The sequence below is a fragment of the Paraburkholderia sp. USG1 genome (assembly GCF_031570135.1).
Classification (GTDB): domain Bacteria; phylum Pseudomonadota; class Gammaproteobacteria; order Burkholderiales; family Burkholderiaceae; genus Paraburkholderia; species Paraburkholderia dioscoreae.
In genome coordinates this window covers 77,611-103,686 of the sequence record NZ_JAMWXW010000027.1, presented here as the reverse complement: position 1 = coordinate 103,686, position 26,076 = coordinate 77,611, and the positions used below count along the sequence as shown (strand labels likewise).

At 56.0% G+C, this 26,076-nt stretch carries 26 protein-coding genes and 1 pseudogene; 14 read left to right on the top strand and 13 right to left on the bottom strand.

Annotated features, from left to right (window positions below; translation table 11 throughout):
* Positions 1–102 precede the first annotated feature (102 nt).
* Entirely contained in the window at positions 103–2,532 is a 2,430-nt protein-coding gene (locus tag NE850_RS29410) for a DEAD/DEAH box helicase (RefSeq protein WP_310699755.1), read from the bottom strand.
* Between the two features lie 444 nt (positions 2,533–2,976).
* On the opposite strand from NE850_RS29410, the gene NE850_RS29405 reads away from it, so the two are divergent.
* Positions 2,977–3,543: a site-specific integrase gene (locus NE850_RS29405; protein ID WP_310699754.1), complete on the top strand. Its 567-nt coding sequence runs from the start codon at positions 2,977–2,979 to the stop codon at positions 3,541–3,543.
* A gap of 161 nt (positions 3,544–3,704) precedes the next feature.
* Positions 3,705–4,838 (top strand): porin, encoded by a 1,134-nt coding sequence (locus NE850_RS29400; protein WP_405044907.1) that lies wholly within the window; start codon positions 3,705–3,707, stop codon positions 4,836–4,838.
* A 68-nt stretch (positions 4,839–4,906) separates the two neighbouring features.
* Here the strand turns inward: NE850_RS29400 and NE850_RS29395 are convergent, their stop codons facing one another.
* Positions 4,907–5,254, bottom strand: coding sequence for a winged helix-turn-helix domain-containing protein (locus tag NE850_RS29395; RefSeq protein ID WP_310699753.1), 348 nt, complete (start codon positions 5,252–5,254; stop codon positions 4,907–4,909).
* A 108-nt stretch (positions 5,255–5,362) separates the two neighbouring features.
* Between NE850_RS29395 and NE850_RS29390 the strand changes: the two genes are divergently transcribed.
* Both NE850_RS29390 and NE850_RS29385 read left to right on the top strand, forming a co-directional pair.
* Positions 5,363–5,992 carry a hypothetical protein gene (locus NE850_RS29390; protein WP_310699752.1) on the top strand — a complete coding sequence of 210 codons (630 nt, stop codon included), beginning with the start codon at positions 5,363–5,365 and terminating at the stop codon, positions 5,990–5,992.
* A gap of 102 nt (positions 5,993–6,094) precedes the next feature.
* Positions 6,095–6,430 (top strand): hypothetical protein, encoded by a 336-nt coding sequence (locus NE850_RS29385; protein WP_310699751.1) that lies wholly within the window; start codon positions 6,095–6,097, stop codon positions 6,428–6,430.
* On the opposite strand, the gene NE850_RS29380 is transcribed toward NE850_RS29385, so the two are convergent.
* The 5 genes from NE850_RS29380 to NE850_RS29360 all read right to left on the bottom strand — a co-directional run bounded on the left by NE850_RS29380 (position 6,398) and on the right by NE850_RS29360 (position 9,494).
* Positions 6,398–6,850, bottom strand: coding sequence for a hypothetical protein (locus NE850_RS29380; RefSeq protein ID WP_310699750.1), 453 nt, complete (start codon positions 6,848–6,850; stop codon positions 6,398–6,400). The two genes, NE850_RS29385 and NE850_RS29380, sit on opposite strands and share 33 nt — an antisense overlap.
* A 24-nt stretch (positions 6,851–6,874) precedes the next feature.
* Positions 6,875–7,228, bottom strand: a complete 354-nt coding sequence (locus NE850_RS29375; protein ID WP_310699749.1) for a hypothetical protein — start codon at positions 7,226–7,228, stop codon at positions 6,875–6,877.
* Positions 7,229–7,434: 206 nt separating this feature from the next.
* Positions 7,435–7,926: a hypothetical protein gene (locus tag NE850_RS29370; RefSeq protein ID WP_310699748.1), complete on the bottom strand. Its 492-nt coding sequence runs from the start codon at positions 7,924–7,926 to the stop codon at positions 7,435–7,437.
* A gap of 241 nt (positions 7,927–8,167) precedes the next feature.
* Positions 8,168–8,449 carry a hypothetical protein gene (locus NE850_RS29365; RefSeq protein ID WP_310699747.1) on the bottom strand — a complete coding sequence of 94 codons (282 nt, stop codon included), beginning with the start codon at positions 8,447–8,449 and terminating at the stop codon, positions 8,168–8,170.
* A 499-nt stretch (positions 8,450–8,948) separates the two neighbouring features.
* On the bottom strand, positions 8,949–9,494 hold the full coding sequence (locus NE850_RS29360; RefSeq protein ID WP_310699746.1) for a hypothetical protein: 546 nt from the start codon (positions 9,492–9,494) through the stop codon (positions 8,949–8,951).
* Between the two features lie 317 nt (positions 9,495–9,811).
* Between NE850_RS29360 and NE850_RS29355 the strand changes: the two are divergent.
* Positions 9,812–10,054: pseudogene (locus NE850_RS29355) on the top strand (tyrosine-type recombinase/integrase); the annotation flags it as partial.
* A gap of 403 nt (positions 10,055–10,457) precedes the next feature.
* Complete coding sequence (locus tag NE850_RS29350) at positions 10,458–10,634, top strand: hypothetical protein (RefSeq protein ID WP_310699745.1); 177 nt, start codon at positions 10,458–10,460, stop codon at positions 10,632–10,634.
* A 110-nt stretch (positions 10,635–10,744) separates the two neighbouring features.
* Here the strand turns inward: NE850_RS29350 and NE850_RS29345 are convergent, their stop codons facing one another.
* The 3 genes from NE850_RS29345 to NE850_RS29335 form a co-directional block, all read right to left on the bottom strand.
* Positions 10,745–12,349: an EAL domain-containing protein gene (locus NE850_RS29345; RefSeq protein ID WP_310699744.1), complete on the bottom strand. Its 1,605-nt coding sequence runs from the start codon at positions 12,347–12,349 to the stop codon at positions 10,745–10,747.
* Positions 12,350–12,527: 178 nt separating this feature from the next.
* Positions 12,528–13,637: an EAL domain-containing protein gene (locus tag NE850_RS29340; protein ID WP_310699743.1), complete on the bottom strand. Its 1,110-nt coding sequence runs from the start codon at positions 13,635–13,637 to the stop codon at positions 12,528–12,530.
* A 920-nt stretch (positions 13,638–14,557) separates the two neighbouring features.
* Positions 14,558–14,992: a hypothetical protein gene (locus NE850_RS29335; protein ID WP_310699742.1), complete on the bottom strand. Its 435-nt coding sequence runs from the start codon at positions 14,990–14,992 to the stop codon at positions 14,558–14,560.
* 781 nt (positions 14,993–15,773) lie between these two features.
* Between NE850_RS29335 and NE850_RS29330 the strand changes: the two genes are divergently transcribed.
* The 8 genes from NE850_RS29330 to NE850_RS29295 all read left to right on the top strand — a co-directional run bounded on the left by NE850_RS29330 (position 15,774) and on the right by NE850_RS29295 (position 23,354).
* Entirely contained in the window at positions 15,774–16,457 is a 684-nt protein-coding gene (locus NE850_RS29330; RefSeq protein ID WP_310699740.1) for a hypothetical protein, read from the top strand.
* A gap of 180 nt (positions 16,458–16,637) precedes the next feature.
* Positions 16,638–17,594: a hypothetical protein gene (locus NE850_RS29325; RefSeq protein WP_310699739.1), complete on the top strand. Its 957-nt coding sequence runs from the start codon at positions 16,638–16,640 to the stop codon at positions 17,592–17,594.
* A 113-nt stretch (positions 17,595–17,707) separates the two neighbouring features.
* Entirely contained in the window at positions 17,708–18,334 is a 627-nt protein-coding gene (locus tag NE850_RS29320) for an AAA family ATPase (protein WP_310699738.1), read from the top strand.
* A gap of 1,051 nt (positions 18,335–19,385) precedes the next feature.
* Entirely contained in the window at positions 19,386–19,937 is a 552-nt protein-coding gene (gene phaP, locus NE850_RS29315; protein WP_310699737.1) for a TIGR01841 family phasin, read from the top strand.
* Positions 19,938–20,185: 248 nt separating this feature from the next.
* Complete coding sequence (gene phbB / locus NE850_RS29310) at positions 20,186–20,929, top strand: acetoacetyl-CoA reductase (protein ID WP_310699736.1); 744 nt, start codon at positions 20,186–20,188, stop codon at positions 20,927–20,929.
* Between the two features lie 96 nt (positions 20,930–21,025).
* Positions 21,026–21,184, top strand: coding sequence for a hypothetical protein (locus tag NE850_RS29305; protein ID WP_310699735.1), 159 nt, complete (start codon positions 21,026–21,028; stop codon positions 21,182–21,184).
* 344 nt (positions 21,185–21,528) lie between these two features.
* Entirely contained in the window at positions 21,529–22,536 is a 1,008-nt protein-coding gene (locus tag NE850_RS29300; RefSeq protein WP_310699734.1) for a DMT family transporter, read from the top strand.
* A gap of 560 nt (positions 22,537–23,096) precedes the next feature.
* On the top strand, positions 23,097–23,354 hold the full coding sequence (locus NE850_RS29295; protein WP_007179423.1) for a YfhL family 4Fe-4S dicluster ferredoxin: 258 nt from the start codon (positions 23,097–23,099) through the stop codon (positions 23,352–23,354).
* 84 nt (positions 23,355–23,438) lie between these two features.
* Here the strand turns inward: NE850_RS29295 and hisC are convergent, their stop codons facing one another.
* The 3 genes from hisC to NE850_RS29280 all read right to left on the bottom strand — a co-directional run bounded on the left by hisC (position 23,439) and on the right by NE850_RS29280 (position 25,956).
* Positions 23,439–24,518 carry a histidinol-phosphate transaminase gene (hisC, locus tag NE850_RS29290; RefSeq protein WP_007179422.1) on the bottom strand — a complete coding sequence of 360 codons (1,080 nt, stop codon included), beginning with the start codon at positions 24,516–24,518 and terminating at the stop codon, positions 23,439–23,441.
* A gap of 70 nt (positions 24,519–24,588) precedes the next feature.
* Positions 24,589–25,191: an aminoacyl-tRNA hydrolase gene (gene pth / locus NE850_RS29285; RefSeq protein ID WP_310699733.1), complete on the bottom strand. Its 603-nt coding sequence runs from the start codon at positions 25,189–25,191 to the stop codon at positions 24,589–24,591.
* Between the two features lie 147 nt (positions 25,192–25,338).
* Positions 25,339–25,956, bottom strand: coding sequence for a 50S ribosomal protein L25/general stress protein Ctc (locus NE850_RS29280; RefSeq protein ID WP_007179420.1), 618 nt, complete (start codon positions 25,954–25,956; stop codon positions 25,339–25,341).
* Positions 25,957–26,076 lie beyond the last annotated feature (120 nt).

Genomic DNA, 26,076 nt, shown 5'->3' with positions numbered 1-26,076 from the left:
GAATGACGTATATATCGGATACCTTATCGAATTGTTGGCGGGGGCGAAAGTGGGCCGCATCCAACAATAGCAGCTAGCCTGTTCGACCCGCTTGCAACTGGCTCAACGGATTGTCTTCGACTGGGCCGACTTTATGACTCCCTTCAGCTCGTTACGACGTTTGGCTTGGCTACGTGCATACTGCAACTGGCTACGCATCTGCGTCTCGACCTCGATTAAATCGAGTCCGGCCCGGAAATAGGAGCATGCGAGTACGAACCATTCGTGATGGCCTTCACCAGCAGCGCATTGTTGCCAGCGTGCTTCCGCACGTTCGATAATACGTTCCCTTCTGTTGTTCTCGGTATCGGCTTCTTCGCATGCAGCGTTGGCGCGGCTCTTTATTGCATCGATCAGAGCCTTCAGCTTTTCACCCCTGTTGACCGTCGTTTCTACTTCTACATATTCAGGAAAATCGACGGTCATGTTTCCGATTGCATGTGGTACGTTCCATACTGGCTGATGCCAGTACTTGGTATCAAAGAACGACCACTTTTTGCCGAATACGGACTGGCAAGGAGCATAGTAAAAGCTGTTGGCGGGGCGCTTGCTGACATCGAGGCCAGAATTTCTAGCTTGCTCTGCTTTGTTGGGAGAGCGACCGACGAACCAGCCATCTGAACGCACGCGAACTGCGAGCACGTCCCAAAGCGCTTCGGCAATCTCAATCGTTACAGGTCTGTCGAATGGGATCACGATACGGAAACGCAGTGTGTTTTCCTTGCCGTTGTTGAAGCTGTTGTAGGTGAAGTGCTTAATGTCGCTGAGGATCGCGCTTGCCCTTTGCCAGGAGAGCATGCCGCTATCAAAGTCAAGCTGGATTCCGGTGACGTATTCGATGTCAGCCTTGCTCTTGGTCCGACTGTCGGACTTGAAGGACACGAAGTTCAATAGCGAGTTGTCCTTCTTGCTTCTGTACTTAACGTCAAAAGCCTCTGTGAAAAGCGCAAGCACTTCGTCCCAACGAGCCGCTGTAGCAGAGATGAGTTCGTTGTTACGCGAATAGATCGACGACTCGTGAGTAACAATAATGCCTTCGTCTATGGTATTTTTTGTTACTCGCTCCAGCGCCCGTTGGTATGCATTCTTCCGCTGATCGGATTCCTTCTTGCGCTCATTCTGGCTTTTCGTGATTTGCTGCTTGGGGCGACCGCGTGTCTTGTGGGCTTCGCCCCATGCGCTTTCGACCTGATCGAGGGCGAACACCTTTGCGTTGGTGAACAGGTCGCTGAGAAAGTCAGCCTGATCTTTGTCGCCAACTACGATACGGACCGTTTCCGTTGAGTGTGGCACACGTAGGGATGTACGCATCACAGCCTGATACAGTGTCTCAAGCGATTTCGCACGCTTCAGACTGCAATTATCGACGCCAAACCTGCGTGCCACAAATTCGAAGTGTGCGGGGACGTCGTTAAGTGCGCTGAGAAAGGCGATGTTATTGACTTCGCGGTATTCGTTGATGCCGTGGCAGATGTTGCTGATACGCGTGCTGTTCTCAACCTTCCATTCGGAATCGTTCACATCGTTGTTTGCGACCCACAAAGACCGCTGGCATTGGAACAGTTCGTCTACAGCAACGCTGAGGTTGTCAAATCGATTCGATGCTTTATCGCGTAGACTCTTCGACCAAATGCAGTCAGAAAAATAGTGGATTTCGATGCGGCGATTGGCAAGCTCCGGGTGGGTCTTCTTCAGTACGAATTTTTTGTCGTCCTCAAATTCGGCACCGTAGTGTTGCCACAGCATGTACATCATGGACGACTTCGCGTTCGCACCCATGATGCGGCACGTATTCCAGTCGTGGAATGCATCGGGCATCAAGAGCGAATGCATCTGCAACTGGTACTCATTGAAATCGCGCGTGTTCCAGCGGGCTTTGTTGAGGTACTTTTTGCGACCGGCATCAAGCGCGACACCGAGAAAATCGCGCACCTCCTTACCCTTCAGAAAGATGTCAGTTCCGGCCAAACCTGCTTCGAGCATTGATTCAATTTCCACATTGCTGCCGGGCCTAATACTGAGTTCAAGTAGATGGTTGTCGCCGAAATCGGTGACATCAAAATGCTGCTCGATGAAATCGTGGTGCTTTTTCACGTTGAGGTAGCTCGTGCTGTCTACCTGCGGAATTTCATCGAAGAACAGGTGAAGCTTGTGGCGTGTGGCGTCGCTCACGTGGTGCTGATTCGCAAAGAACGTGTGATGCGTCGTGATGACCACGCCGCCTGTCTTCAGGCTCGCTAACTTGCGAGCCGCCTGCTGATAGACCGCATATGTTTTGCCGGCCATTTTGGGATCGTCATTCGAGACGTAGGTGACGGAAACGCCGAGCTTTTCGAGTTGAGCGGTCGTCTCCTCGCAGAGTCGCTTGGTGGGCTGTGCGACTACGAACTTGAGGCCAGCTACATGTGATTTGCTGATGTGCTGGATCATCGCTTGGGTCTTGCCTGAGCCGCAGACTCCATCGACGAGATAGATTTTGGTTGTGTTGTCCATATTCTTATTGTTGAAAATACTGTTCAATGCCAGGAGCGCCCCTGACCTTCCTATTTAGTATTTCCTGTTCGGCGTCGTAATCGAAGGCGAGGGTGTTAACCCTCGCTTTCGAAGCGCTCTAACAGTGATCAACAACAAGATCGGATCGACCTGAGATCAGGTCTTCAGATTGCTGCAACAGGAATTGCTCCTGCCGCTCGTATTTATGCGGCGTGCGCAATGCTGGCCGGATCTCGTATGGACATTTTCGCCGCGTCGCGACGCGAGCGTATTTGCGAGCAAGTGATGCGCGGGGCGAAATCAAAGCTTTTCGCTAAAAGCTTTTGTTCCGGCGTAAGCTCTTGTTTCCTATGAAGGCCTCGCCTTGTCAACCGTTTGTTGATTATCCTAACCAAAGAATGCAACCTCGGGCGTGTGGAATTCATTGGTTTCGGAGATCAGCACGTGAAGCAGGCAAAGACGTTGACCGAAAAGGAACTCAAGCAGGTACTGACCTACATCTCGTTGCATCGACATGCACCCCGCAATCGGGCCATGCTGCTGCTGACGCATTGGGCCGGTATGCGAGTAGGGGAGGTGGCAGCGCTACGCATCGGCGATGTACTAAATGCCGACAACTCGATAAAGTCGGAAATACGGCTGACGCCCGAGCAAACGAAAGGGCGTCATGCGCGAACAGTCTTTATTGGGCAGCGACTTCGCAAGGAGCTTGCGTCCTACGTCGCGACGCTTAAAAAGCCTGACCCTGACAGACCGCTGTTCGCTACGCAGAAGAAGGCGGGATTCACTGCCAACACGATGTGCCAGTACTTCCACTGGCTGTACAAAGAGGTTGGAATCACCGGCGCGAGCAGCCATTCAGGTCGGCGTACGTTCATCACGAATCTGGCGAATAAGGGCGTGGGGGTCCGTGTGTTGATGTCGCTCGCAGGTCACCGAAATATCTCAACGACACAGGCGTACATCGACGTCAACGACGAGATGCAACGGGTGGCGGTCGATCTGGTTTGAAACAGCTCGATTTAATCGAGATGTGCAACTTGTGCCGACGTGCGCTTGTGGCGGCGAGTCCGATAGTCGGACTTTCTGATTTAACCGACGTGCTCAAGTTACCTGCTCGATTGCCGATATACACTGTTCGTCAGTAGACGTATCGTCAAAGAATATCCGGAATTCGCTTGAGAAGCACGGGAATCGCTGCCGCCGTTAGCGGCCTTACATTGGCTCTGGCTTGCCAGCATGTTTCGGCACAGAGTTCGGTGACGCTATACGGCATGACGGATTTGAGCATCCGTTATCTGACGAATGCTGATACACAGAACGACAGTCGGCTGTTCATGGCTAACGGCGCTGTCATCAATAGTCACGTTGGGCTGCAAGGGGCGGAAGACCTTGGAGGTGGGCTGAAAGCCGTCTTCCAGTTGGAAAGCAATATCAATCCGCAGAACGGTAGCCTTGGCGATAGCGGGCGACTTTTCGACAGTACTGCAGATGTTGGCTTAGCCGGTGACTTCGGTACGTTGACGTTGGGCCGTCAGACAACACCGCTGTTTAATCAACTGATCTTCACGTATGACCCGCTGACTTACGCCAACTATCCAGAAAATTCGTGGTTGCCTTATGCACTGGGTGCGGGGCTCACCGTAGATAACTCGATCAAGTACGTCGGACAATTTGGGGGCCTGTATATCGGCGCGATCTACTCGTTCGGCAGCAACTATGAGTCGAGCGGTGCAGGCGGTTTCTCCGGGCAGGTTCCGGGCCATATGGGAGCCGGCAATATGTTCGGGCTTCTCGCGTCGTATGCACATGGCCCGCTCAACATTGGTGCCGGTGTACAACAGGTCAGCGACAACTCGAACAATAAGCAGACGCTTTATCACGCAGACATCAGGTACGTCATCGGCCAGGCGAAGCTCTATCTCGGGTATATGCATTCGCAGGACAATACTGGCCTCGTCGATACACTCCTGGCGGAGCAGCCGATACGTGACATCGGCCAGTTGAAGAATACCGGTCGCATCGACGATGGTCCGTTTGCTGGCGTGTCGTGGCAGGTGAGCGGCCCGCTGTTGCTTAGTGGCGCGTTTTACTATGATCACATGCGGAATGCCGCGACCGGCTCCGATACACTTGGCAGCGGCAATCGCTACACGGTCGTCGCGCTCGCCGAATATTCGCTGTCGAAACGCACCGAAGTGTACGGCACGGTTGATTTCAACAAGGTCAATGGAGCCGCGACAGTGGAGTTGCCGGGACGCAGCAACCAGACGGGCTTCGCAATTGGCCTGCGAAAGTTCTTCTGACCGCTGACGCATACGAAGACAAGTCCGATTGTCGGACCTGACCGGTTACACCAACAGTTGTGGGAAAGTCATGTTCCCTTTGCAGCCTTTGCGAATGCGTCGGCAAGCTTGTCGAAATGTTTGAGCGCGGCAGGCGTGAGGTCGATCTGTTTGCGACGAGCGTCTTCCGTATCGGTGAGCTGCAACCAGCCCTTTTCTCGCATCGATGTGATTCGGGCGTGTAATGTAGCAGGCGACCCCAGCTCGCTTTGCGCCATCATGTCCCGTACTGACAGCCGGTTCTTGGTCTGTGACGCGCGAGCTACAAACTCAAGTATCCGCTCTTCCAGCGGATCGAGCGCGGCAAGCGTAGGCAAACCGCGCAATGCCTCGGTCAGTTGCAGGAATCGCAGGTAGATATCAGCAGGACGTGTCATTGCTTACGCACTGTTGAGGATAGGCTGTTGAAGATAGGCGCTCGCGGGACGACATGCAGGCGCGTTATGATTCGCTCGATAATAAACATGGAAGGGTAGTTTACCGCAATGTCTAGCTTACGATTGCATTTCTGGTCGATCACCGGGACTCTGATCGCGTTTCTGGTCTCGCTGTGGATCAACCAGGAGGTGTTCACTCACACGTCTTTCGTTCGAGGCATAAACTGGATTTTCCTGCCGTCCGGTGTTCGGCTTCTCAGTACGTTGATGGTTGGGTTTGATGGATTCGTTGGCCTGCTGGTTGGCGGTCTGCTGATGGACTTTTTCTATTGGTTTCCACACGACCCGGTTCGCTCAATTGCGGGAGCCATTCTGGGTTCGCTAGCGCCCTATCTCGTTTATAGGCTTGCGCTGGAGCGCTACGACCTGAAGGCGTCACTGACAAATCTCACGCCCAAACGACTGCTCGTACTGACGGTTGCGTACTCGGTGGCAAACCCGCTGTTGCACCACATCTGGTTCGCGCTGCAAGGCAATACGCAGCACATTGGCGAAAGTTTCGTCATGATGCTCGTGGGCGACCTGACCGGTGCGCTGATCATGCTGTATTCGATGAAGGGAATTCTGGCCCTGTTGCCGAAACAACCCGGCAATTCCCGCATGTCGAATGGCATGTTCAGCATTCAACTGGCCTTGAACAGGGCATATAACAATCAAACAGCAGGCCACGTCACGTAACTCGCTTACAATTCCCTCCTGATCCCGTTCGCGCTATTGTCGGCGCGAACATTGTTCAGCGGGACCTTAGCTGTCTATTGTCTTGCACTTGAGCGCGACGGCTTGAAAGAATCTTTGACGAATCTCACGCCGAAGCGACTGCTCGTACCGGCGCTCGCGCATTTGATTGCAAATCCCTTGCTGCATGACATCTCGTTCCTTTTGCAAGGCGATACGCAGAACGTCGTGAACCGGTTTTTCGCCGTGTTTATGGGCAATCTGTCTGGCGCCCTGATTGTGCTGTATGCGGTAAGGGTATTCGGGTGCTGCTACCAAGAAGAAAAGCCACCGACATCTGACGCTCGATGGCGCGTCGACAAATGCAGGGGCGAGTCTCCGGTCCTCGCTCCCTGCCCGCGCATTGCATCAGTGAATGTTGGCGTTGTTGTAGGTGAATGACTTGTTCCCGACTTTCAGGACGATTTTATTGCCATTTTGGGACACCTTGTAGATGTCGCTGCAATGGTCATCGGAGATAGGCTTTGTGATCGTGGTTCCCTTGGACGAAACCGTGACAAATGAATACGTCATTGGGCAGCCTGTGCCGCCAGAATTTTCTTGGACCAGGATGACATCGGATTCGCCAATAGAGAATTTCTTGCCAAATGCAAGTGAGGACGCGTCCTCGATGACACCGTAATCCGGCGTTTTGGGATAGGTCAGCGCTTTACCGTTCAGCGTAATTTTCGATTGGCCTGGGTCCGAAACCACCGCAAGCGTGCCGAACCGCGTTTGTACTGTGTCGTCGCTCTGAGCGTAAGCAGTAGAAGCTAACGCAAGAGCGGTCGTGATTAGAGTAAATGTGCGAAGCAGTTTCATGATGATAATTGCTTATAAAGTGAATTACTTGCAGTGGGAAAGTGCGTCAGAATCGTTGTAGCGTAGACCTCCTTTTGTCCTTTTAAGACTGATCGTCTCGCTCGACGTATTGCCTTCAACCGAGCATGCAAACTGTCCGGTAAAGGTGATCGCGTCAGCATGGATGATTTTTCCAAGCGAACAGCCGGTTTCGTACTGCTGGATCGCTGATGGCATAACTTCGATGCCACCGTCTGTCACGCCAGACTCCTTATAGCTCTGACATTCAGACGGCTTTGCCCACACCCCTTGGAACTGCGCCGGAATGGACAGTACCATCTCTGCCGCGTGTGCCCCGCAAGCGATACATAACGAGATTGCAAAGATAAGTTTTTTCATTTTCACGGTTCCTATTTAATGGACAAGGGTATTTAAACGGGGCCAGTCTATGGTGCAGGACTCTGTGCAGAGGGCGCTGCATTGGAGTTCTAACATGCGCAGTCCCACGAATAGCGGAACTGGCGGCTGACTGGACGCCTTCACAAAAGGCTGCATCTTTTGCAGAACTTGTCGCATCGATTTGACCATTTTTCTTTCGCGCGATTTCAATTGTTCTCTTTCCGCACACGGTCCTCGCACTTGCTGTATTGCTGCTTCCGTTCGGCTATTGCATCATCAAGGTGATCCGCGGAATTTGTGTAGGCGCCCACGGAGTTGTTGTAGTCCTGGGTGGCGTGAGCCACGTTTAGAATTTCCTTCGGCACATAAGGATAGTCTCCGCAACGTGATTTAATTAACGAATCCAGTACGGCCGATTTTTCTTGGTTAAATTTTGCTTCTTTAGCTGCCTGCTGAGACTCCATATCGTCAACATTTAAGCGATGCTTTATTCCGGCGGGAAGCAGGATCGCGCCAAACACGAGTAAAGCAATTTGTGCCTTTGAGCTGGAGATGACTCGACCACGCTTTTTCAAGAGAAAGAGCGCGGCAGAGGCAATCAGGCATAACGTACCTGCTGCACTCAACACGGTGCTAAAGAGGTAGTAGGCGATATATAGGAAAACCAGAAACCCAACTAGTCCGGCTAAGAATTTCAATTTATACCTCAAATATGTAACCGATATCGATAAAGGCACGTAGGAGCGCGCGATAGATCGGGTGACGGTGTGGAACCGATCTATCAAAGCCAAACTACTCTTCTGGAGTTTGACGACCCATACCTTGCTGCTTACGGCGATCGACGCTGCACCTCTGCGAGCGCAGGGTGTGCTCGATATTTGCTTCGATTCGTTTGTTATCTTTTTAAATTAACGGTTTTATCGATTTTAAAGGCCGCTCTCAGCGCACCGTGACAGAATGGCTTACATCCCAATAGCCAGACGGGTACTTTTTTTGTATCCACTCGGCGACAGGTGCCCTGATATTGACATCTTTTGCTTCGCCCGGCTGTAGGCCTTCTTCGGCGCTACCGGTGCCAATGACATGTTTGCCGTCAGCGTCTTCAATAAAGACCTTATAGTTGATCGTCGCGCTCACAGGTCTATTGCAGTGACTGATGATCGTTCCGTGCACAGATACGCCTGCTGAATAAGTGTCCCATTCTGGTGTCGGATAATCCACGCAAGAGGAATCGTCAGGTGCTGCGGCGGGTAAGGTGGCCGCTGCTGCCGCTGCGCTCGCTTCTGCGACAGCTTTGATGACGTCGGGCGGAAGTTGAACTGCTGAGCTCGGAGCGGATTCGGTCCCGGTCGCGTTGGAGTCAACCGACGGTCCCGGAACAATTGCGGACTTCGTCGGAGTAGACCCGGCTTGTGGTTGATTAGTTGCCGTTGCGACGGGCGCGGCTTGTTGGGCCGCCGATTCGGTTTTGCTACAACCCGCTACTGCGGTAATTAGGATTAGGAGTCCAACTCGGCTGACCTTACAAAGCTCAATCATTAATTTTGTTCTCGGGGGGTTGAAAGGAATTTATAGTGCTCGGCGATGTGCCCACACGGTCCATGGGTCACGTGTTCCTTGGGCCGGGCAAAAGCATGCCGCTTCGCGACTATGTGTGGCGTTATCACTCCGACACTGGCGTTTCGGTCCTGGGTTGCATTGCGGCCCAGAGAGCTGGTCCTTATGACAAACGCAGGTACAAGGCTGGCCAATCGACCGCAAGTATCGGTATTGTTTTATCGTTGCGCGACCAATACGCAAAGAATCGCGCCCAGCCGATGAGGAAGATCGCATTGCCGGGACTGAGCAAGCAAGGTTGCCTCGCAACTAAGGGCACGCACATTGGCGGAAATTGCGCGGCGAGAACTTCAAGTACTGCCGAACCAATGTCCTCTAAGTTTTCGCTGTTTGTGCCGGCTGACAGGTAGCCTTCTATTGCCTCTGCCACACGAGTCGTACCGAGTTCAACGTAAGCGACCCGGACTTCGTTAAGACTGGCCGCTGTAACAGCTGATGAGTCTGCTCCCGTGGCTATGCGCTTCAGTACCGGAAGCTTCGCACAATGAGGCAGCGCTCGGAAGTTGGTCTCCCCGCCTTGCAGCGCGTCTTGAAACGTCGGATAGCACGCTAGCCACGAAGATGAAACGCAGCCGCCCGGTCGAGATTCTTTGACTATTGCACCGACCGAGACGGCGCGTTTCTGTTGCTGCAGTTCTCTCAGGTTCATTGTTATAAAAACTATAACTATAAGTCGACGGGTTCGCAAGGGTTGCCGTGCAAGGCAATGACTAAATCTAGGTTGTCGGCCGCGTCAGGACGAACTTTAGGGGGCAGCGCGAGTTTTTTTGGCTTGGATCACTTGGCCGCGCAGCCGTCGGTGCAAACGCGGCGAGTGCTACGTGCAACTCGATCTACAAAGGGCAGAGTGTCTCAGAATCGCATAGATTCGTCTGAGCACTGATGCGCCTGCGCCGCGGAGAGAATTCTTTTCGCAGACAATCGTCGGTAGCGGTCGAGTCGTGCGGAGCCGATTGTGCGTCAAAGCAGGGGCGCCACGGGTTTTCAGCCAATACACTGTGCCAGTACTTCCACTGGCTTTATAGGCAGGTCGGCATTGACGGGGCGAGCAGCCACTCAGGCGGACGCTCGTTCATCACGAATCTGGCGAGCAAGGGTGTCGGCGTTCGCGTGCTGATGTCGCTTGCAGGGCATCGAGATATTTCGACAACGCAGCGGTACATCGACGTCAATGACGAGATGCAGCGAAAGGCTGTTGATCTTGTGTGACAAATAGGAGGAATGCAATCATGGGAAGCTGCCCCGGTCGCATCCAGAGCCACGCGGGCCAACACGGTGGGAACGTCTACCGCTGCATCAAGTGCGGTGCGGTCGGCTGCAGGGATCATCGCTGCACGAACCATAACTGGAGCAGCGGCGGCGGTTGCCTACGTTGCGGCGGTCACGGCACGATGAAGCTCGTGTAATCGAATTGAGATCGGCGGGCGGGCGACTGCTAGCGACCCGACTGGCCCTTTTTGGCAGGTTTTTCGGATGTCGCCGCTGTCTTCCATAGCGGTCCGCTGTGCCATGGCGGTCGCGCCTAACCAAAGGCCACCAATTCTTCCACCTCTTCGTCGGGCCGCCCAATCAAGTGTCTAAAGTCCTTGCTTCTGTTGCCGTTAAAGCATCCATGAACACCGAACTGCCATTCATATCCGGCGGACTTCTCCTTGAGCTGGCCGCGCTGATTACGACATGGGAAGCGATTCGCAAGGCGAAGGGAATCGGCTCGATAACGGAAGATTCTATTGAACTGCGCCATGAGGTCGCGAAGCTTCTTGCGGCATTTGACACCAGTTCGCCGTGACGGACGGCGACCAGATGTCGGCTGCTTTCAGAGCATCGGGTCGCAATCACAGCCGTGTCTTTATCCGCAAGCCGTGTACGTCGGTCGCGTCCTGGATGGGCCGCCTGCGGCTATGCGGTTGACTGACATGGCGGCACGGGGCGCGCGTCCGTGTCGTTCCGCGACCGGCGGTACATCTGCTCAAACGGAACGATCCCAAGCGGTCGCCCGAAAAGAAAGCCCTGCGCGAAAGCGACGCCGATTTCCTTTAACGTTTCATACTGTTCAACCTCTTCCACGCCTTCTGCGACGATGAATGCGCCCAGCCTGTCCACAAGGAGACTGATGCCCTCGATCAGCTGGCGGTCGCGGCTCGCGACACGATGAACGAACTGCCTGTCAATCTTGATGTAGTCGAAAGAGAAGCGCTGCAGCAGCGAGAGGTTGCTGTTCGCGGTGCCGAAATCATCGACGGCAAACTTCACCCCCTGAGCGCGGAGTCTCGCCAGACTGTCGTGAACTGCACGCGCGCCGGTGAACAGGCCGCGCTCTGTGATTTCCAGCACGACCTGCAGGCGCGTCGCGCTGCGCGCCAGTGTAGAAATGATGTCTTCGGGGAACCGGCGTAGCCCGATGTGGTGCGGTGCCAGGTTGACGCTGATCCGGAAGCCCTTCGGGAACGCAGAAAGCTCGGCTAGCGCGGTATCGAGGATGAAGTCGGTCAGCGGACCGATTACGGAAGTCTGCTCAATCTCGCTGATGAATTTTCCGGGCATCACCAGACCCAGGCGCGGATGGTTCCAGCGCAACAGCGCCTCGGCACCGATCCACTGGCCGCTCCCCACGTCAATGATAGGCTGATATTCAAGGAAGAATTCGCCGCGCCGCAGGGCCGCCCGGACCTGTCGTTCCAGTCGTTGTCGCGGGGTGAAGCCTGCGCAGTATCCTGTGACCACCACGCCGAATGCCGACAGTCCGGTCACCACCGCAATGATCTCGGTAACCAGAAGGTTGAAGCCTAACCTGGCGGGGTCGCTCTTTACCGCGACGGAAATTCCGGCCGACCCGGCTGTGGCTACAATGCGGCCCTGCACCGGACCTGCGGCTCTTAACCATCGTCCCTCGCTGGTCAGCACACCCCCCGATTCGCCAGAGACCGACGCGCCTTGTGCTCCCGATGCTCTTGCGCGCGCCAGGATGTCGGTGATATACACACCTTCGACGAAATACAGGATGCCGTTGCTGGCGTCGATCCGGTGATACATCACCATGACCGGCACCTGTGGCATCAACGCGTTGCCGCCCACGAAGGCAATCTGCTGGTCGGCGCCCGACGCAGTCAGATACGCGGAGAGCGGCGTCGCGCGCGGTCCGAGGATGGTCGAGCAGTACAGCGTGCCATTGCGGACCATCACGGCTGAGCGAAGGTAAGGAATGAACGCGTCGGTGAACGTCAGCTGTTTCTGGATCTCCGCACATGAGCGGCCGGCGAGGCCGGTGAGCTTGCGTTCGTTCGCACGGACTTCCGTCAGCACGCGCCTGATGGATTCGTCGATGTCGGCGGCAATGGCGGCTTGCTGGTGCTGCGCGCGGCTCTCAGCAATCCGGTAGCCCACGGCCAGCGAGACCAGGATCACGGCGACGAGCGAGATTGCTATAACGAGGTACGGCCGCAGCCAACCCGGCGCTACCTGCCGCCACGAGGCTTGCCCTGTTGCTGCCCGTTCGGTATTCATGCGGTCCTCCCGTTACCTGTTCTTGCAGCCCGGCGTGTGGGCACACACCGGCTGGGAGCATGGCGGTCATTTCGCGACCGCCTGGATATGACCGTCGTTGCCGAGACATGCGATGCAGCCGGACCCGCGAGCCCGTCTCCGGCAGGTATCGCGCCTGCGGTGCAAGTGGCGGCTCTCTTCACCACAACCGCGCCCTGCGCACACGGAGTGACGTTCCGCCCGCCTCAAGAAACGTGCGCAGGAGATGAATCACCATCGCCCGACCGTAAAAAAATCCTTGCCCAAACTCCGCTCCTGACTGGCTGATCACCATGTGATGGTTCGCGCTTTCCACGCCTTCCACGATGATGGTTGCGCCTGACGCGCGCACCGCATCGGTGACCGCTACCAGACGCCGTATGCGTTCGTCCGTATCGAGTGCAAGTACCTCCCGGTCGGTCTTGACCAATTCGAATCCAAACGTGGCAAGCAAGTCTGCCCGGACGGGGCTCATACCAACCCCGGAAAGACCAAAGCGGACCTTTTTGTCTCTCAATGACGCGAAGGCATTGAGGATGTTCGCCGTGGGCACCGGGCAATGTCCCTGCGGCACATGCAGGACCAGCCGGGGCAAGATCCCTTTGGCCGAACGACGCACATCTGACACAAACGTTTTGCTCTCCATATGCGGTGCGCAGATATCGATCCCGATGTACAGGGACCTGGCCTCTACCAGCGGTCCGAGCTCGCGGCTGGCCGTCGAGAGCATGAACCGGGTGAGCGGGCCCATTACCTTCGTATGCGCGAGACGACTCATGTAATGCAATGGCCCCAACGCGCCGTACTCCGTATTGTCCCAGCGGATCAGCGCCTCGACGCCCACGCATTTGCCTTCACCGAGCCGGACCACTGGCTGGTACTCCAGCCGGAACTCGCCTCGCCTCAATCCCGCCAGTGCTGAGCGAATCAGTCTCGCCTCTGGCCCGAACCGCCGCCTGTAGACGATCCAGCAGCCCCCGCCCAACAGACAAAAAAGCGCGAGCCACAGCAACAAAAACAGCCCGACCGCGGCCAGCAGATGGCCGTCGGCAGCTGCTTTCGCCGGACCGGGCGGGCGCGCTTCCGGTTCCTGCGGTGGTGGGTGCGTGCCGGTCACCGCGTCAGAAGGCGTCGGCGCTCCGCGCAGGTCGCATGCTTGATCCTCTCCGCAGTCGATCGCCTGCAGCGGTCTGGCTGAAGCATCGGCAACCGTCGGCACGCGAACATTGTTATCTCGCAAGGAGGCTGACTCTGGGACGTCACTGGCCATGCTCGCTGATACGCCAGTCGACCCGGTTGCCACCATGGCCATCGCTATTGACGGGACATGAAACACGCGGCTTTCCGGTGCAACGGCGCGGGTCCGGCGCCCAACGAGCGAGGCCCCGTCTACCGAGAGGCAATACAGTGGCCCGATCGCGGTAGCGGAGATGGCGGACGGCTGCAGCCCCCCTAATGCTGCGGGCGTGAGCAAAGAAGCAGTAGGCGGGCAGACGGCGCTGAATGGATAGGGTGGCTTTAGTAGCGGCGGGGGGATCAGATCGATGCCGGGTCGCGCCACTGCTGCCCGGTCGCCGCTGGTTGACAGTGCGTCGGCATGGACTGGCAGCAGCATCAGGATGGATAGCAAAACGGTGGAAGACTTCCGCCGCACACGACTCGACCAGAGCCCAACGCCCGTCGTTAACAGATTGTCATTACGCATCATTGATGTCTACGCCTATCGGGAGCGCGTAGTACTCAATGGAATGCCATGCAGCGGCGCTCTCTCGCTGACACGCCTCAACAGCTCGCGGCAAAAGGGCGGAATTGTAATGTTTGTAAAGAGGTAAAATGGCTACGACTTTTACAAAACACTATGCGTGAAAATGTAAAAGTGCCGCCTTTGCATACAAACTAGCTGGCCATGTTCTTCTCCCTGTGTCATTGCGCAAGGGCGATCGCGCCACGCATCGAATGCCGTTTTTCCCGGCGAGCCTGTAGGCAACAAAGGGACAATTGCACAAAAGGAAGCCGCCACCAGCCTGCATGGCCATCGAATCTGAGCCGCCGCACGCAGCACTTAGAAGGAAGCCGGCTCGACCGACGAATCGTCGATCGTCGCTTCAGCGGACGGCCACTCGTCACTCATCCGCAGGCGGTCGCCATAGAGTGGGAGAGACCGTTTATGGCCCGTCTGCGGGCAGATTATCAATGCCTAATCTGCTTCGAGTCCAAGGCAGTGAGTGCTTCCAGGAAAATCGCCTGCAAGGATGGCAACGCTTTCTCAAGCACATCGTAAAGGCCCCTATCTCGGCTGAGCTGTTCCAGCTTCGCGCGATACATCCGGGCTGCTTCGCATCGCTTGTCGATGGGAACGAGGAAGTATTCGCCGCTCCGGCTGTTCGTGGATTCGATGTGCTTGGCCAATCCCTGCTCCTGTAAGTCGAACGCGGCACCGATTGCCTGTCCGCGACTACAACCCAGCAGCAGATGCAGCTTATCGAGCGAGATTTCGCCAGTGGACAGAGCAATGTCGAGTGCTTTTGCCGAAAACACCGACGTGTTTAGCGCTTTCGCAAGGGCGGTTGCATACCGGCCTTGATATAGGGACATGAAATTGTGAAAGCGTGTGATCGCGAACATTTAACCCCGAGCTACAGCTGTTGATATAAGGAGGGTAGCGAGGGGTTGCTGGATCATCAAGAAACGATTGACGTGAGTCCGTCCGGGTAAGTCTTCCAAGACAATTTGTCGACGGCGACGGGCTAACGTGTGGGCAAGCGCTTGCGCTTAGGTACGCGCAGCTTAATGGACGACGTTTTGGCGCGTTGGCCGCCCGGGACATGCCCAACTTCATAGTCGCTCTGCGAGGCGCTTGGTGGCTCTGCTGGCAAGTTCTCGTTTAACCAACATCCTGCGTTGGCCACGGATGGGATACTGTCTCGGCGCTTCGTCGGCGGCATATCGCAACTGCGCACAGGCCAAGTCCGATAGTCGGACGTGGAGAGAAGTGCGTTGGCGTGCACGCATATGTTGATGACGGCAACGAGTAACAAAAAATACCATAGACGAAGGAATAATCGTTACTCACGAGGACTCGCCACGTAGATCGTTGGGTTTCGCATTCGGCGTCGAGGCGCGTTTGCTGCTGAAGGTGGGGCCGGTGTTGCTGCAACTGCGGGTACTGCTGCCGCAGTTGGTGCAGGCGCTGTCGAAGTAGGCCCGCTGCCGGTAATGGTTCAGGTAAGCTACATGCCCGGTTCTGGTGGCATGATGAACCCGGCAGTGTCGTCCCAAGTATTGTATTGATCTCGATTTAATTGAGTTGGGCCGCCGCATACTATTCGGTTGCACCGCCGGATGGCTGTTTTCAACGATTACTCCAGAAGTCATTCAACATTAGTCAACACGTACTCAACACCGCATGTCCGAAACAGCTGAAACGCAGAAAAGCGCTACCGGTGGTGGCTATCGCAAGACGTTCGACAAAGAGTGCAGTTCGTTTCTGCGAGCAGCCGTTCGTACTTACGTTCTCTGTTCAGGTCGGGAAGGCGCGGAGAGCGAGTTTCTGGAGTTCATATACAACCCGATGCTGACGAATTTCACGCTCGATCCAGCAGCGATGCTACGTGCATACGACAGCTTAGAAAGAGAAAAGCGAGACTATAAAGAGACGTTGCGGTTAGCTTGTGCCTATCAAATTGCAGCAGCGCAGGCATTTGATGCTGGAGGGGGCGGTCAAGCATGGATTCGGTTGTGTCGCGCTGAGTACTACCTTGGAAGAACGCACCAAAGGCTGATCACGCCAGTCATGCTCAAACGTATTGGCAAAAAGAGAGCCGGATCGGGTGGGGACGCGAAGAACGTCGCGCGAAATCTAGCCAGGGAGCGTGCGCGACAGTTGGTACTGCAGAACCCCGGCAAGTACACAAGTGCCTCGCATGCGGCAGAGCGGTTGCAGAAAGAGGTCTATGACTATGTGATTGAAATCTATGAAGACCCAGCACGGCGAGAGAAGTACGGTATCCAGTCAAAACCGCCGCATTTCGCAACCAGTACGATGCGCAGGTGGTTCGACGACATCGATTTTTCAACATGCAAAAGCTAACAATACGCTAACGTTTTACCTTGCTGGAACCTGTCTGCAAATAGTTGGCAGGTGCTAGTACTGCTCGTAGACGGCATTATCCGATGTCCATACAATTCAATTCATCGAATTAACGTAGCAACGCAATTCGATGCCGCAGTAAAAACCAGTCCGTAGTTTAGGCATCAACCAGACGTGGCTATGCGCCAACGACTGCGGATTAACTTAGCCGATTTTAAAGATGAACTAAATTTACTGACGAAGGAGCTTCCCAATATGCACATGCAAGTTAATGATGGCAGCCAAACTATTAACTCGTGCCGCGTCACTGTTTCTGGTGCGTACAATGATGAGGAACTGTGTGGGACCGAGAATAAGGAGCGTACGTTCGCTCAAGAGCCGAGTGACGACGATCATTCGCCAGTTAATATCGACGCGAATGAGGATTCGACTTCCGAGTCGGATTCTTTTGAGTCGAAGCCGGATAAGATTTCCGGTCTGGAATCGCAACCAAAAACTCCGCTCGATAAGTTTTTGGCTCAACTGGATGACGCGACTGCATCCGTCGAAAAATACCGGGACCAACTTTACGAGACGTTGACTGCTGCATACGAGCCCTGCCTGTTTTACTTCGCCCAAAATGCGGCGACGCAGAAGCAGCTGAAAGCTGAACTCGTAGCTCGCTACGAAGCGGCAGGCTTCAATGTTACGAAGAAAACGACGATCGAGCACATGGTCTTGAAGTGCGCGTTTGGTAGGTTGAGCGATGCGACCGTCTCGACCCGCGCAATCGCGCTCAAAGCGGCGCGGGAAGGGGACATTTCCGCCGCTCATTTTGCTGGCTGGGTTGGGAAGGATGGTATCCAAGCGGTAGTCAACGAGTACCGTCAGAAAAACAACGGCGGGAAGAGTGGCGCCCCCGCGCTGCCGCGCTCGGAACTGATCGAGCTGGGAAAAAAGCAAATCGCGAGCACCACCATGAAGACCTTCAAGGCGGACGACATGGGCGACTTCGAGGCTGAAACGGTCAACCAAGACACGGAAGCAGTCGCGATTGTCACGCGTCATCCAGGCGGCGGTTTCACGCTCAAGGGTTTCGTGATTTCGGATGCCGCAATCAACGAGGCCTACGCAACACTCGGCAAGAAGCAGAAGTAGGCTCACAGAGCGCAAGTTGGCACGAGTTAACGCGAGATTTCGTATGTAGTACTGACGGAATTTTTCGCGCGACCTCAATTTAATCGAGATTTTTTCAAAAAAGGAGCAATACCATGGCAGCACCGCAAAACATTCATCAGGTCGCACTCCCCAATGACAATGCAAAGGACCTGATTTTGGGCATCGCTACTGGCAAGATTCCGTTTCCTGGAACCAGTGGTATTAACGGAATTATTCTCCACGGGAATACCGGAAATGGAAAAACCGCCTGTGCGAAACTGTTGCCGCAGGCAATTCAAAACACATATAACTCGGTCCCTATCAAGGCAGCGTTTTATGATTGCACGCCTCCCAATAACGGCAAAGATCTGATGGAAACCATTAAAACGCAGATCTCGATGTGCGCGCTAAATGGGGAATACCACTACATCATTCTCGACGAATTTGATAATCTGACCGCTGGCGCAATGAAGCAGCTTAAGTCGGTGATGAATTTTGGGCAGGACCACGCGGTGTTTATCATGACGACCAATCACCTTGGCAAAATTCCCGATGCAGTCCAAGAGCGCTGCAAGATTATTGATTACAACCCGTCTTGTCCGACTGTGTGGATTCCTCCGGTTAGCCAGGCGCTTCAGGCGCGCGCGAAGACTATGTCGAACACTGACATTGTGAACAAGCTGATTCTTCCAGAAAATAATCTTCGCCGTGCGCTTGACCGCGTAAGTGCGCTTCCGTAAGACAATGTTTTAGGCAGTAAATCATCCTGACAAGGATGACTCCAGCAAACACCTCTTGGGATTTCACCATGAAAGCCCAGCACGCAGGAATCAGAAATGGCGTTTTGGCGCGTTCTCTAGCTTTGCACATGCTACGCTGCGAAGCCGTTCAGCCTGACGCTTGGCGGCTCTTCTGGCAAGCCAGCGCGCAGCTTATGTGAGGGGCTGTTGTCGATTTAATCGAGTTGTGGTGTTGTGGCGGTCGACCGATGCTTCCTGCGCTTGCGCCTCGACTGGGTCAAGTGGCGTTCGTCTCGTCCATCTATGTGTTGGCGTGGGGTTCGATTATTTCGACGGATGTGTGCTGCGGCGCTACTGGCGCACGCGAACGCTCGTAATTGCCGATGCGGTACGTCCGGTCGAAAAAAAGCCGACCGGGCTAAGGTCGGCTAAGGATTCTAGCTATTCCGAGGGCCGTGCCAGAACCTGAGAGAGCCACATTATGCGGTACTACGCCGCAAACTGGCACAACAAAGGTTGTACGCTGCCAGCACGTCAGCGTAAGGCACCCATGCAAAAAAGTTGTGGGTCAGCTGGCGGCCACGAAGGACCATTGGCTCAAGCTGTCGCCCTGACATTGGTCGGCAGGTGCTCTCAAACAACAGCCTTTCACGAACGCGCGTCCGCACCGAAATGAGGGTATCTACTTAGCGCCCCAGCATTTGGATTTAACAATTCCCGGTTAGAATGGAAACTCTAATATTTATTCGTAAGTGAATACATACATTTGAGGCGCCGCAACCGAGGGCGTCCGCACCAGCAGCGCGGCCGGACAAATCGAGTGTTACGCCTAACTGGGCTGGCGCCCGCGATGCGGTCGTCAGAATCGCGCCATGTTTCGTCTGTTGGAGGTCGGGTCAAGCGGTGCTGATCCGGGTTGGGCTGCCTTCCAGTCAATTAGTCATACTAATGATGGCCTTGAGGGCGGAAGCCCTGACCGCCCCCCAGTTAGAGAATTAATAGCAAGCGCAATTGGCGAAGCGGTGTTTCGAATATAAATCCGGGAGAGAAAATGGACCAATTTCCGTTTGAAAATCTGATGCAATTCTACAAGTCGACTGCTTCGACTTTCTTTTCGCTGGCCAACGAGGCGGTTGAGGGAGTGCAGAAGCTAGCTGAACTGAACCTGCAGGCGGGCCACACCGTGCTGGCAGAAAGCGTCACGCGTCTGCGGGAAACCCTACCCGATGCGGCGGGTGCTGCGTGGCTGGCTTCGCCATTGCACCTTGCCCAGTCTGCTGCTGGGAAGACGCTGGCATACCAGCAGCATGTCAATGCCATTGCGGTCGCGACCCAGTCAGCCTCGGCGAAGATCATCGATGCACAATACGACCAGTTCGGCCTCGACCTACAGGCCGGCATCGATAGCTGGGCAAAGCATGCGCCGGCTGGTTCAGAGACGGTTGTTATCGCCGTGAAGTCAACGTTTTCGACGGCTAGCAACACGGCGGAAACGGTGCGCAAGTCGGTCCGTAGCGTCGTAGAAGCCGCGCAGGCCAATGTCTCCGCGGTCGCCGCCGGAGTCAGCAGGAACGTTGCGCCGCAGTCGGGCGCGCGCGCCTGATTATTCGGGACATCCGGAATTTCTAGAGCAGTGCGCCGGCGCGGCATGTTGTAGCTCGCCGGCGCACCAGACTCCATTCGCGCAATACCACAAGCCTGTAAAAACCCGCGCAGTTCAATCGATGCTGAAGCCGTTCCTCCCACAACGCTGGAGGCGGCAACGCATTGTGGCAAACCAGTGGCGGGTTGTGCGAGCTGGCCATTGGGTATTCATGATCCTCGCCGATAACACGATCACGGATGGAAAGGATGACGAAACGAATCGCTTTGGTGACGGGTGGTATGGGCGGCCTTGGAGAAGCAATCAGCACGAAACTGCATGACGCCGGTTATGCAGTGGTAGTCACGCACTCGCCGAACAACACGGGCACAGCAGAATGGCTGGCTGGCATGGAAACCCAGGGCCGAACCTTTTGCGCCTACCCCGTCGATGTATCCGACTACGACTCATGCCAACACTGCGTAGCCAGAATTCAGGTCGAAGTCGGCCCCGTCGAGATTCTGGTGAACAACGCGGGCGTCACGCGGGACATGACGCTCAGGAAGATGGACAAGGTCAACTGGGACGCGGTCATCCGGACCAATCTGGATTCGGTCTTCAACATGACCAGGCCGCTATGCGAAGACATGGTTGCGCGTGGCTGGGGCCGGGTCATCAATATTTCGTCGGTCAACGGCTCGAAAGGTTCAGTCGGCCAGACCAACTACGCCGCGGCCAAGGCGGGCATGCACGGCTTCACCAAATCGCTGGCGTTGGAAGTGGCGCGCAAAGGGGTCACCGTCAATACGATCTCACCGGGCTATCTGGCGACAAAGATGGTCACCGCGATCCCGCAGGAGATCCTTGATACAAAGGTCCTGCCGCAGATCCCGATGGGGCGTCTGGGCAAGCCCGAAGAAGTGGCGGCGCTCGTGGCTTACCTGTGCTCGGACGATGCCGGCTTCGTGACCGGCTCCAATATCGCGATCAACGGCGGCCAGCACATGCAGTAACGCGAGGCGCACGCCGGCCGGTTCGTGAAGGGACACCGCACGAACCGGCGTGATCCATTCACGCAATACCCTGTGCTTCCATGAGAGGAATGTGTCATGAGTGAAACCTGGATGGGCCTGATTATCGGGGGCTCGGCCCTCAGTATCGCGATGCTCATGGTGATGGGTCACTATCGCCGGGAGCGGATGCGGGCACGAATGCTACGACATCTGAATCATCATGAATGGTGGCATCAAACACGCGGGCGGATGTAATCGAACCGCCCGAGCGGGTAGGTGCCGGCCCGCTACGCGAATGTTATAAGGCGACGGTCGGCCAACTGCAGTCGATCGACATTTTCACCATTCAGTCTTTGGAGCGGCCGCTTCTCCCGGCACACAGAGGTCTTTCACGTCCACAACGTCTCAGGTGGCAGCGTTCTCGTGCGGGGCCTTCAGCACTTGATAGACAGTCATCCGAAGCGACTCAGCGTTCGATTGAACATGTCGCTCCTAGACAAATGAGCGTTTCTTTTCGTCAAGTTTCCGGAACTGAAGGCGATAGCCTGTCAATAGTTGCGTTCTGCAGCTTTGATGTAAATCTACCGGGGGACGCGACAATGTCCAAGCAGTGGCTGGTTGGTGTGACTGCGGCAGTGTTCGCGGCGTTCTCCTGGTCCCTCAACTTCGTTGCACCATACATTCTCGGCCCGTACTCTATTTACGACCTTGCGGTCTGTAGGTTCGCGATCTCGGGGCTGATCGGTCTGGTGCTTCTTCAAAAATTGCGCGGGCGCGGCTCCCGACTTGCTCTACACGACTGGCTCGTTGCAGCGTGGCTTGGATTTGTGGGCTACGTGGGCTACTTCCTCATCATTATGGCGGCCGTCCTATTTGCTGGGCCGATTATCCCGCCCGCTTTCGTCGCGATGGTGCCCGTCGTACTTTCGATCGCCGGGAATCTTGGCCGCCAAAAGGTGCCGTGGCGCGGCCTGTGCACGCCGCTTATGCTGATGACACTGGGTTTGATACTCGTAAACCGAGCTGGTTTCGCACAAGCCTTGGATGGGTTTTCTTTGCGTATCGGGATAGGCATCGGCTTTTCGATCTGCGCCGTTGCGCTCTGGACAATCTTCGCAGTGACGAACCAAGGTTCTTTGCGTAGTCGCCCAAACATGGACGCTCGCAAGTGGACCGCCGCCATGATGGTCGGCGGTGCCGTCGAGATTGCGCTGTTTGTGCCGTTCGGCGAGTCGATGGGACTATTCAACGCGACGCGAATCGGGCTTCACTCGGGCGCTTTCGGACAGGTCCTACTCGCGTCCGTTGCGCTCGCCGCCATCGGGTCGCTCGCCGGTTCCTGGTCATGGACGATCGCATCCAAGAACATTCCCATTGGTTTGGCGGGCCAGTTGATAGTCACGGAAACCGTCTTCGCAACGTCCTTTGGTCTCCTCGCATTACGTCGCTGGCCTACGTGGGAAGAGGCAACGGGAATTGCATGCATGGTTGTCGGAGTGGTTGCCGCCCTAAGGACCTTTCGGGGTGCGGTGGGTACCGATACGTTCAGCCATCCGGGTTCGGGCGATTCCCCCGGTACCATTCGCAGCGCCGATTTTCACGGCTAAAGAGCGATGCGAGTCTGGGACGGCAATTTCGCTTGCCAGCCCGCGTGCTCATCACTTAACCCGCTGGCAAAGTCAACGTTGGTCGACCGTTGTGCTCCCCCAACGAGACCTTGGGACCGGCATGTGATGACCGGCTGAAATGGGTCGATTTCGGCTATTGGGAAAGGGCAGCGCTTGCCACGTTGAAATTCCGCGACCTTGATTTGTCGGTCGACCGACAACTTGCGTTGAGATGACGTTCGATGCTTGTTGCACTAACTTTTAATGGGGCTCTATCATTTCAATCTCAAGGTAAGCAAATGTCCGGTAGATTCAGAGGATTTCCGGGCCCATCGAAATCGCGTCGTTCGGGCACTCGGGCTCGCATACGTCGCAATTGTGTCTAAACGTCTTGCTGGTCATGGCCTGGCATGCTATCTGGACTTTGCGCGCTGCACAATTTGCAACACCTATGCAACTCAGCCGCAACACGCAAACGTGATTTTGGGCAATCATGCGCGACCGTCGATAGGCTGAAAAAGCTATAATGTATTGTTTTTTCTAAAGAAGTTGGTGGCAGTATGGCCTTGATGATTACCGACGAGTGCATCAATTGCGACGTCTGCGAGCCCGAGTGCCCGAACAACGCGATTTCGATGGGCCCGGAAATCTATGTGATCGACCCGAAGAAGTGTACCGAGTGTGTCGGGCATTTCGACGAACCGCAGTGTATTCAGGTGTGCCCGGTCGAGTGTATTCCGCGCGATCCGGAGCATCTGGAGACACCCGGTGAGTTGATGGCGAAGTACCACGCGCTACAGGCTGCGAAGGGCGAGTGAGGTGCGAAGTCTGGAAAAACGGCGAGACCTTTTGGCCTCGCCGTTTTTTTGCCGCAACGTTTCTGCGCTGCGCTGTTCGTCGTGTTAACCGACGTACGCGCTGAAGATGTCCCGCAGCGCGTCCAGAAGAATGTCGCATTCGGCGTCGGTGCCCACTGAGATCCGCAAATGCTGGTCGATTCGCGGAGCCTTGAAATGGCGCACGAAAATTTCCTTGTCCCTCAACCGCAATGCGAGCGTTGCGGCGTCGTAACCTTCGTGGCGTGCGAACAGCAGATTGGCCGCCGACGGCAGCACCTCGAAGCCCAGCGCCGTCAGTCCCGCGGCCAGTCGTTCACGGCTTGCAACGACCTTGGCGCAGGTGTCGCGAAACCATGTGTCGTCTTCGTACGCCGCCGCGGCGGCGGCCTGCGCGAGGCGGTCCAACGGATAGGAGTTGAAACTGTCCTTCACGCGGTTCAGTGCGCCGATCAGATCCGGATTGCCAAACGCGAAGCCGACGCGCATTCCCGCTAGCGAACGCGACTTCGACACGGTCTGAACGACCAGTAGATTCGGATAGCGATCGATCAAACCGATGGCCGACTGGGCACCGAAATCCACGTACGCTTCGTCGATCACCACCACGGACTCGGGACTGCTCGCCACCAGTCGCTCGATATCGGCAAGCGGCAGCGGACGGCCGGTCGGCGCATTCGGATTCGGGAACAGGATGCCGCCGTTCGGCGACATGTAATCGTCGACGTTGATCGCGAAGCTATCGTCGAGCGGGATGGTCCGGTAGTCGACTTCGAAAAGCCGCGCATACGTCGGATAGAAGCTATAGGTAACGTCCGGAAACAGCAAAGGTTTGTCGTGCTTGAGTAGTGCCTGGAACGTGAGCGCGAGCACTTCATCCGAGCCGTTGCCCGCAAAGACCTGCTCGGCGCGGATGCCGTGGTACGCGGCAACTGTTTCGCGGAGCTTCTGCGCCGTAGGATCGGGGTAGCGGCGCAGCGATTCGGCTGCGTCGCCCAATTCCTGCCGGATCGCTTCGAGCACACGGGGCGACGGCGGATACGGATTCTCGTTGGTATTCAGTTTCACCGGATGCGCAACCACGGGCTGCTCGCCAGGCACATATGGCGTCAGACGGTGAACGATGTCACTCCAATAGCGGCTCAAGCGATTCTCCCCATGCAAGAAAGTTACGGTCGATGGCGGCACAGCAACCCGGTTCCCGCAGCGGGGCGGTCTACGGATTGCGGTGCAGTTGCATCATCGCCCATTCGAGCTCGCCTTTGATGACTTGCGGCATCACGGCGAGTGCACGTTCGATCGAGGCATCGATCACGTCTTGCTCTTCCCGTCGCGGCGGTTTCAGCACGTAGTTGGCGACGTCCGGCTTGGCGCCGGCGCGCGCGCTCTCGGGAATCAGGTCACGCGGATGGCCGATGCCGATCCGCAACCGCCAGTATTGCTGTGACGACAGATGCGCGGTGATGTCCTTGAGCCCATTGTGGCCGCCGCTGCCACCGCCCAGCTTCAGCTTGACGCTGCCGGGCGGCATGTCGAGTTCGTCGTGCGCGACCAGAATTTCGTCGGGGAGAATCTTGAAGAACTGTGCAACCGCTACGACCGACTGGCCCGAGCGGTTCATGTACGTTTGCGGTTCCAGCAAGTGCACCTCCTCGCCGTGAAGCCGTGCCTTGGCGTAGAAACCGTGGAAACGCCGCTCGTCGCGCAGCGTTGTGCCGGCTTCGCGCGCCAGTTGATCGACCAGCCAGAAGCCGGCGTTGTGGCGCGTCGCGGTGTATTCGGCGCCCGGATTGCCGAGGCCAACGATCAGCTTGATCATGATTGCGTAGGTCCATCTGGCCCGGAAGCGGAACGCGGCCGAGCCGAAAAAAACCAAAAAAAACCCGCCGGGGCGAACCGCGGCGGGTCACATCGACCGTTTCATGGAAACGGATCGAGAGGATACTTGCTCAGTGCCTCGTGGCGCTCAAGCAGCCGGCGTTTCGCCTTCAGCAGCAGCGGCCTCGCCTTCGGCGATCGCACCAGCCGGGATCGTTGCAGCTGCGATCACCGGGTTTTCTGCTTCGACGTGAGCGACCAGCGTCACACCTGCCGGCAGCTTGATGTCCTTGGCGTGAACCGAGTGACCCGCTTCGATGGTCGCCAGATCGACTTCGAGGAATTCCGGCAGTGCCGACGGCAGGCACTCGATTTCGATTTCGTTGATGACGTGCGAGATCACTGCGCTCGCCAGCTTCACTGCCGGGTTCGATTCCTGGTTCAGGAAGTGCAGCGGCACCTTGGTGTGCAGCTTCTTCTTCGCGTCGACACGTTGGAAGTCCACGTGCAGCACGAGCTGACGGAACGGGTGGTATTGCACGTCGCGCAGCAGAACCTGTTGCGACTTGCCTGCCACTTCCAATTCGAGGATCGACGAATGGAAAACTTCTTTCTTCAGCGCGTGCCACAGCGCGTTGTGGTCCAGTTCGACCAATTGCGTTTCAGCACCCGCGCCATATACGATGCCCGGGGTCTTGCCCGAGTTACGCAGGCGGCGGCTCGCACCCGTACCTTGCAAAGAACGCTCGAAAGCGACTACTTTCATGTTGAATCTCCATTGCACTGCCCGCGACCAGGCAGTAAAAACGGGGCCTCCAAGCCAGATGGCTGAGGCCCCAGAGCTGCGGCACGAACCTTCGTTCGTTCATGCCGATTGTGCAAAAGC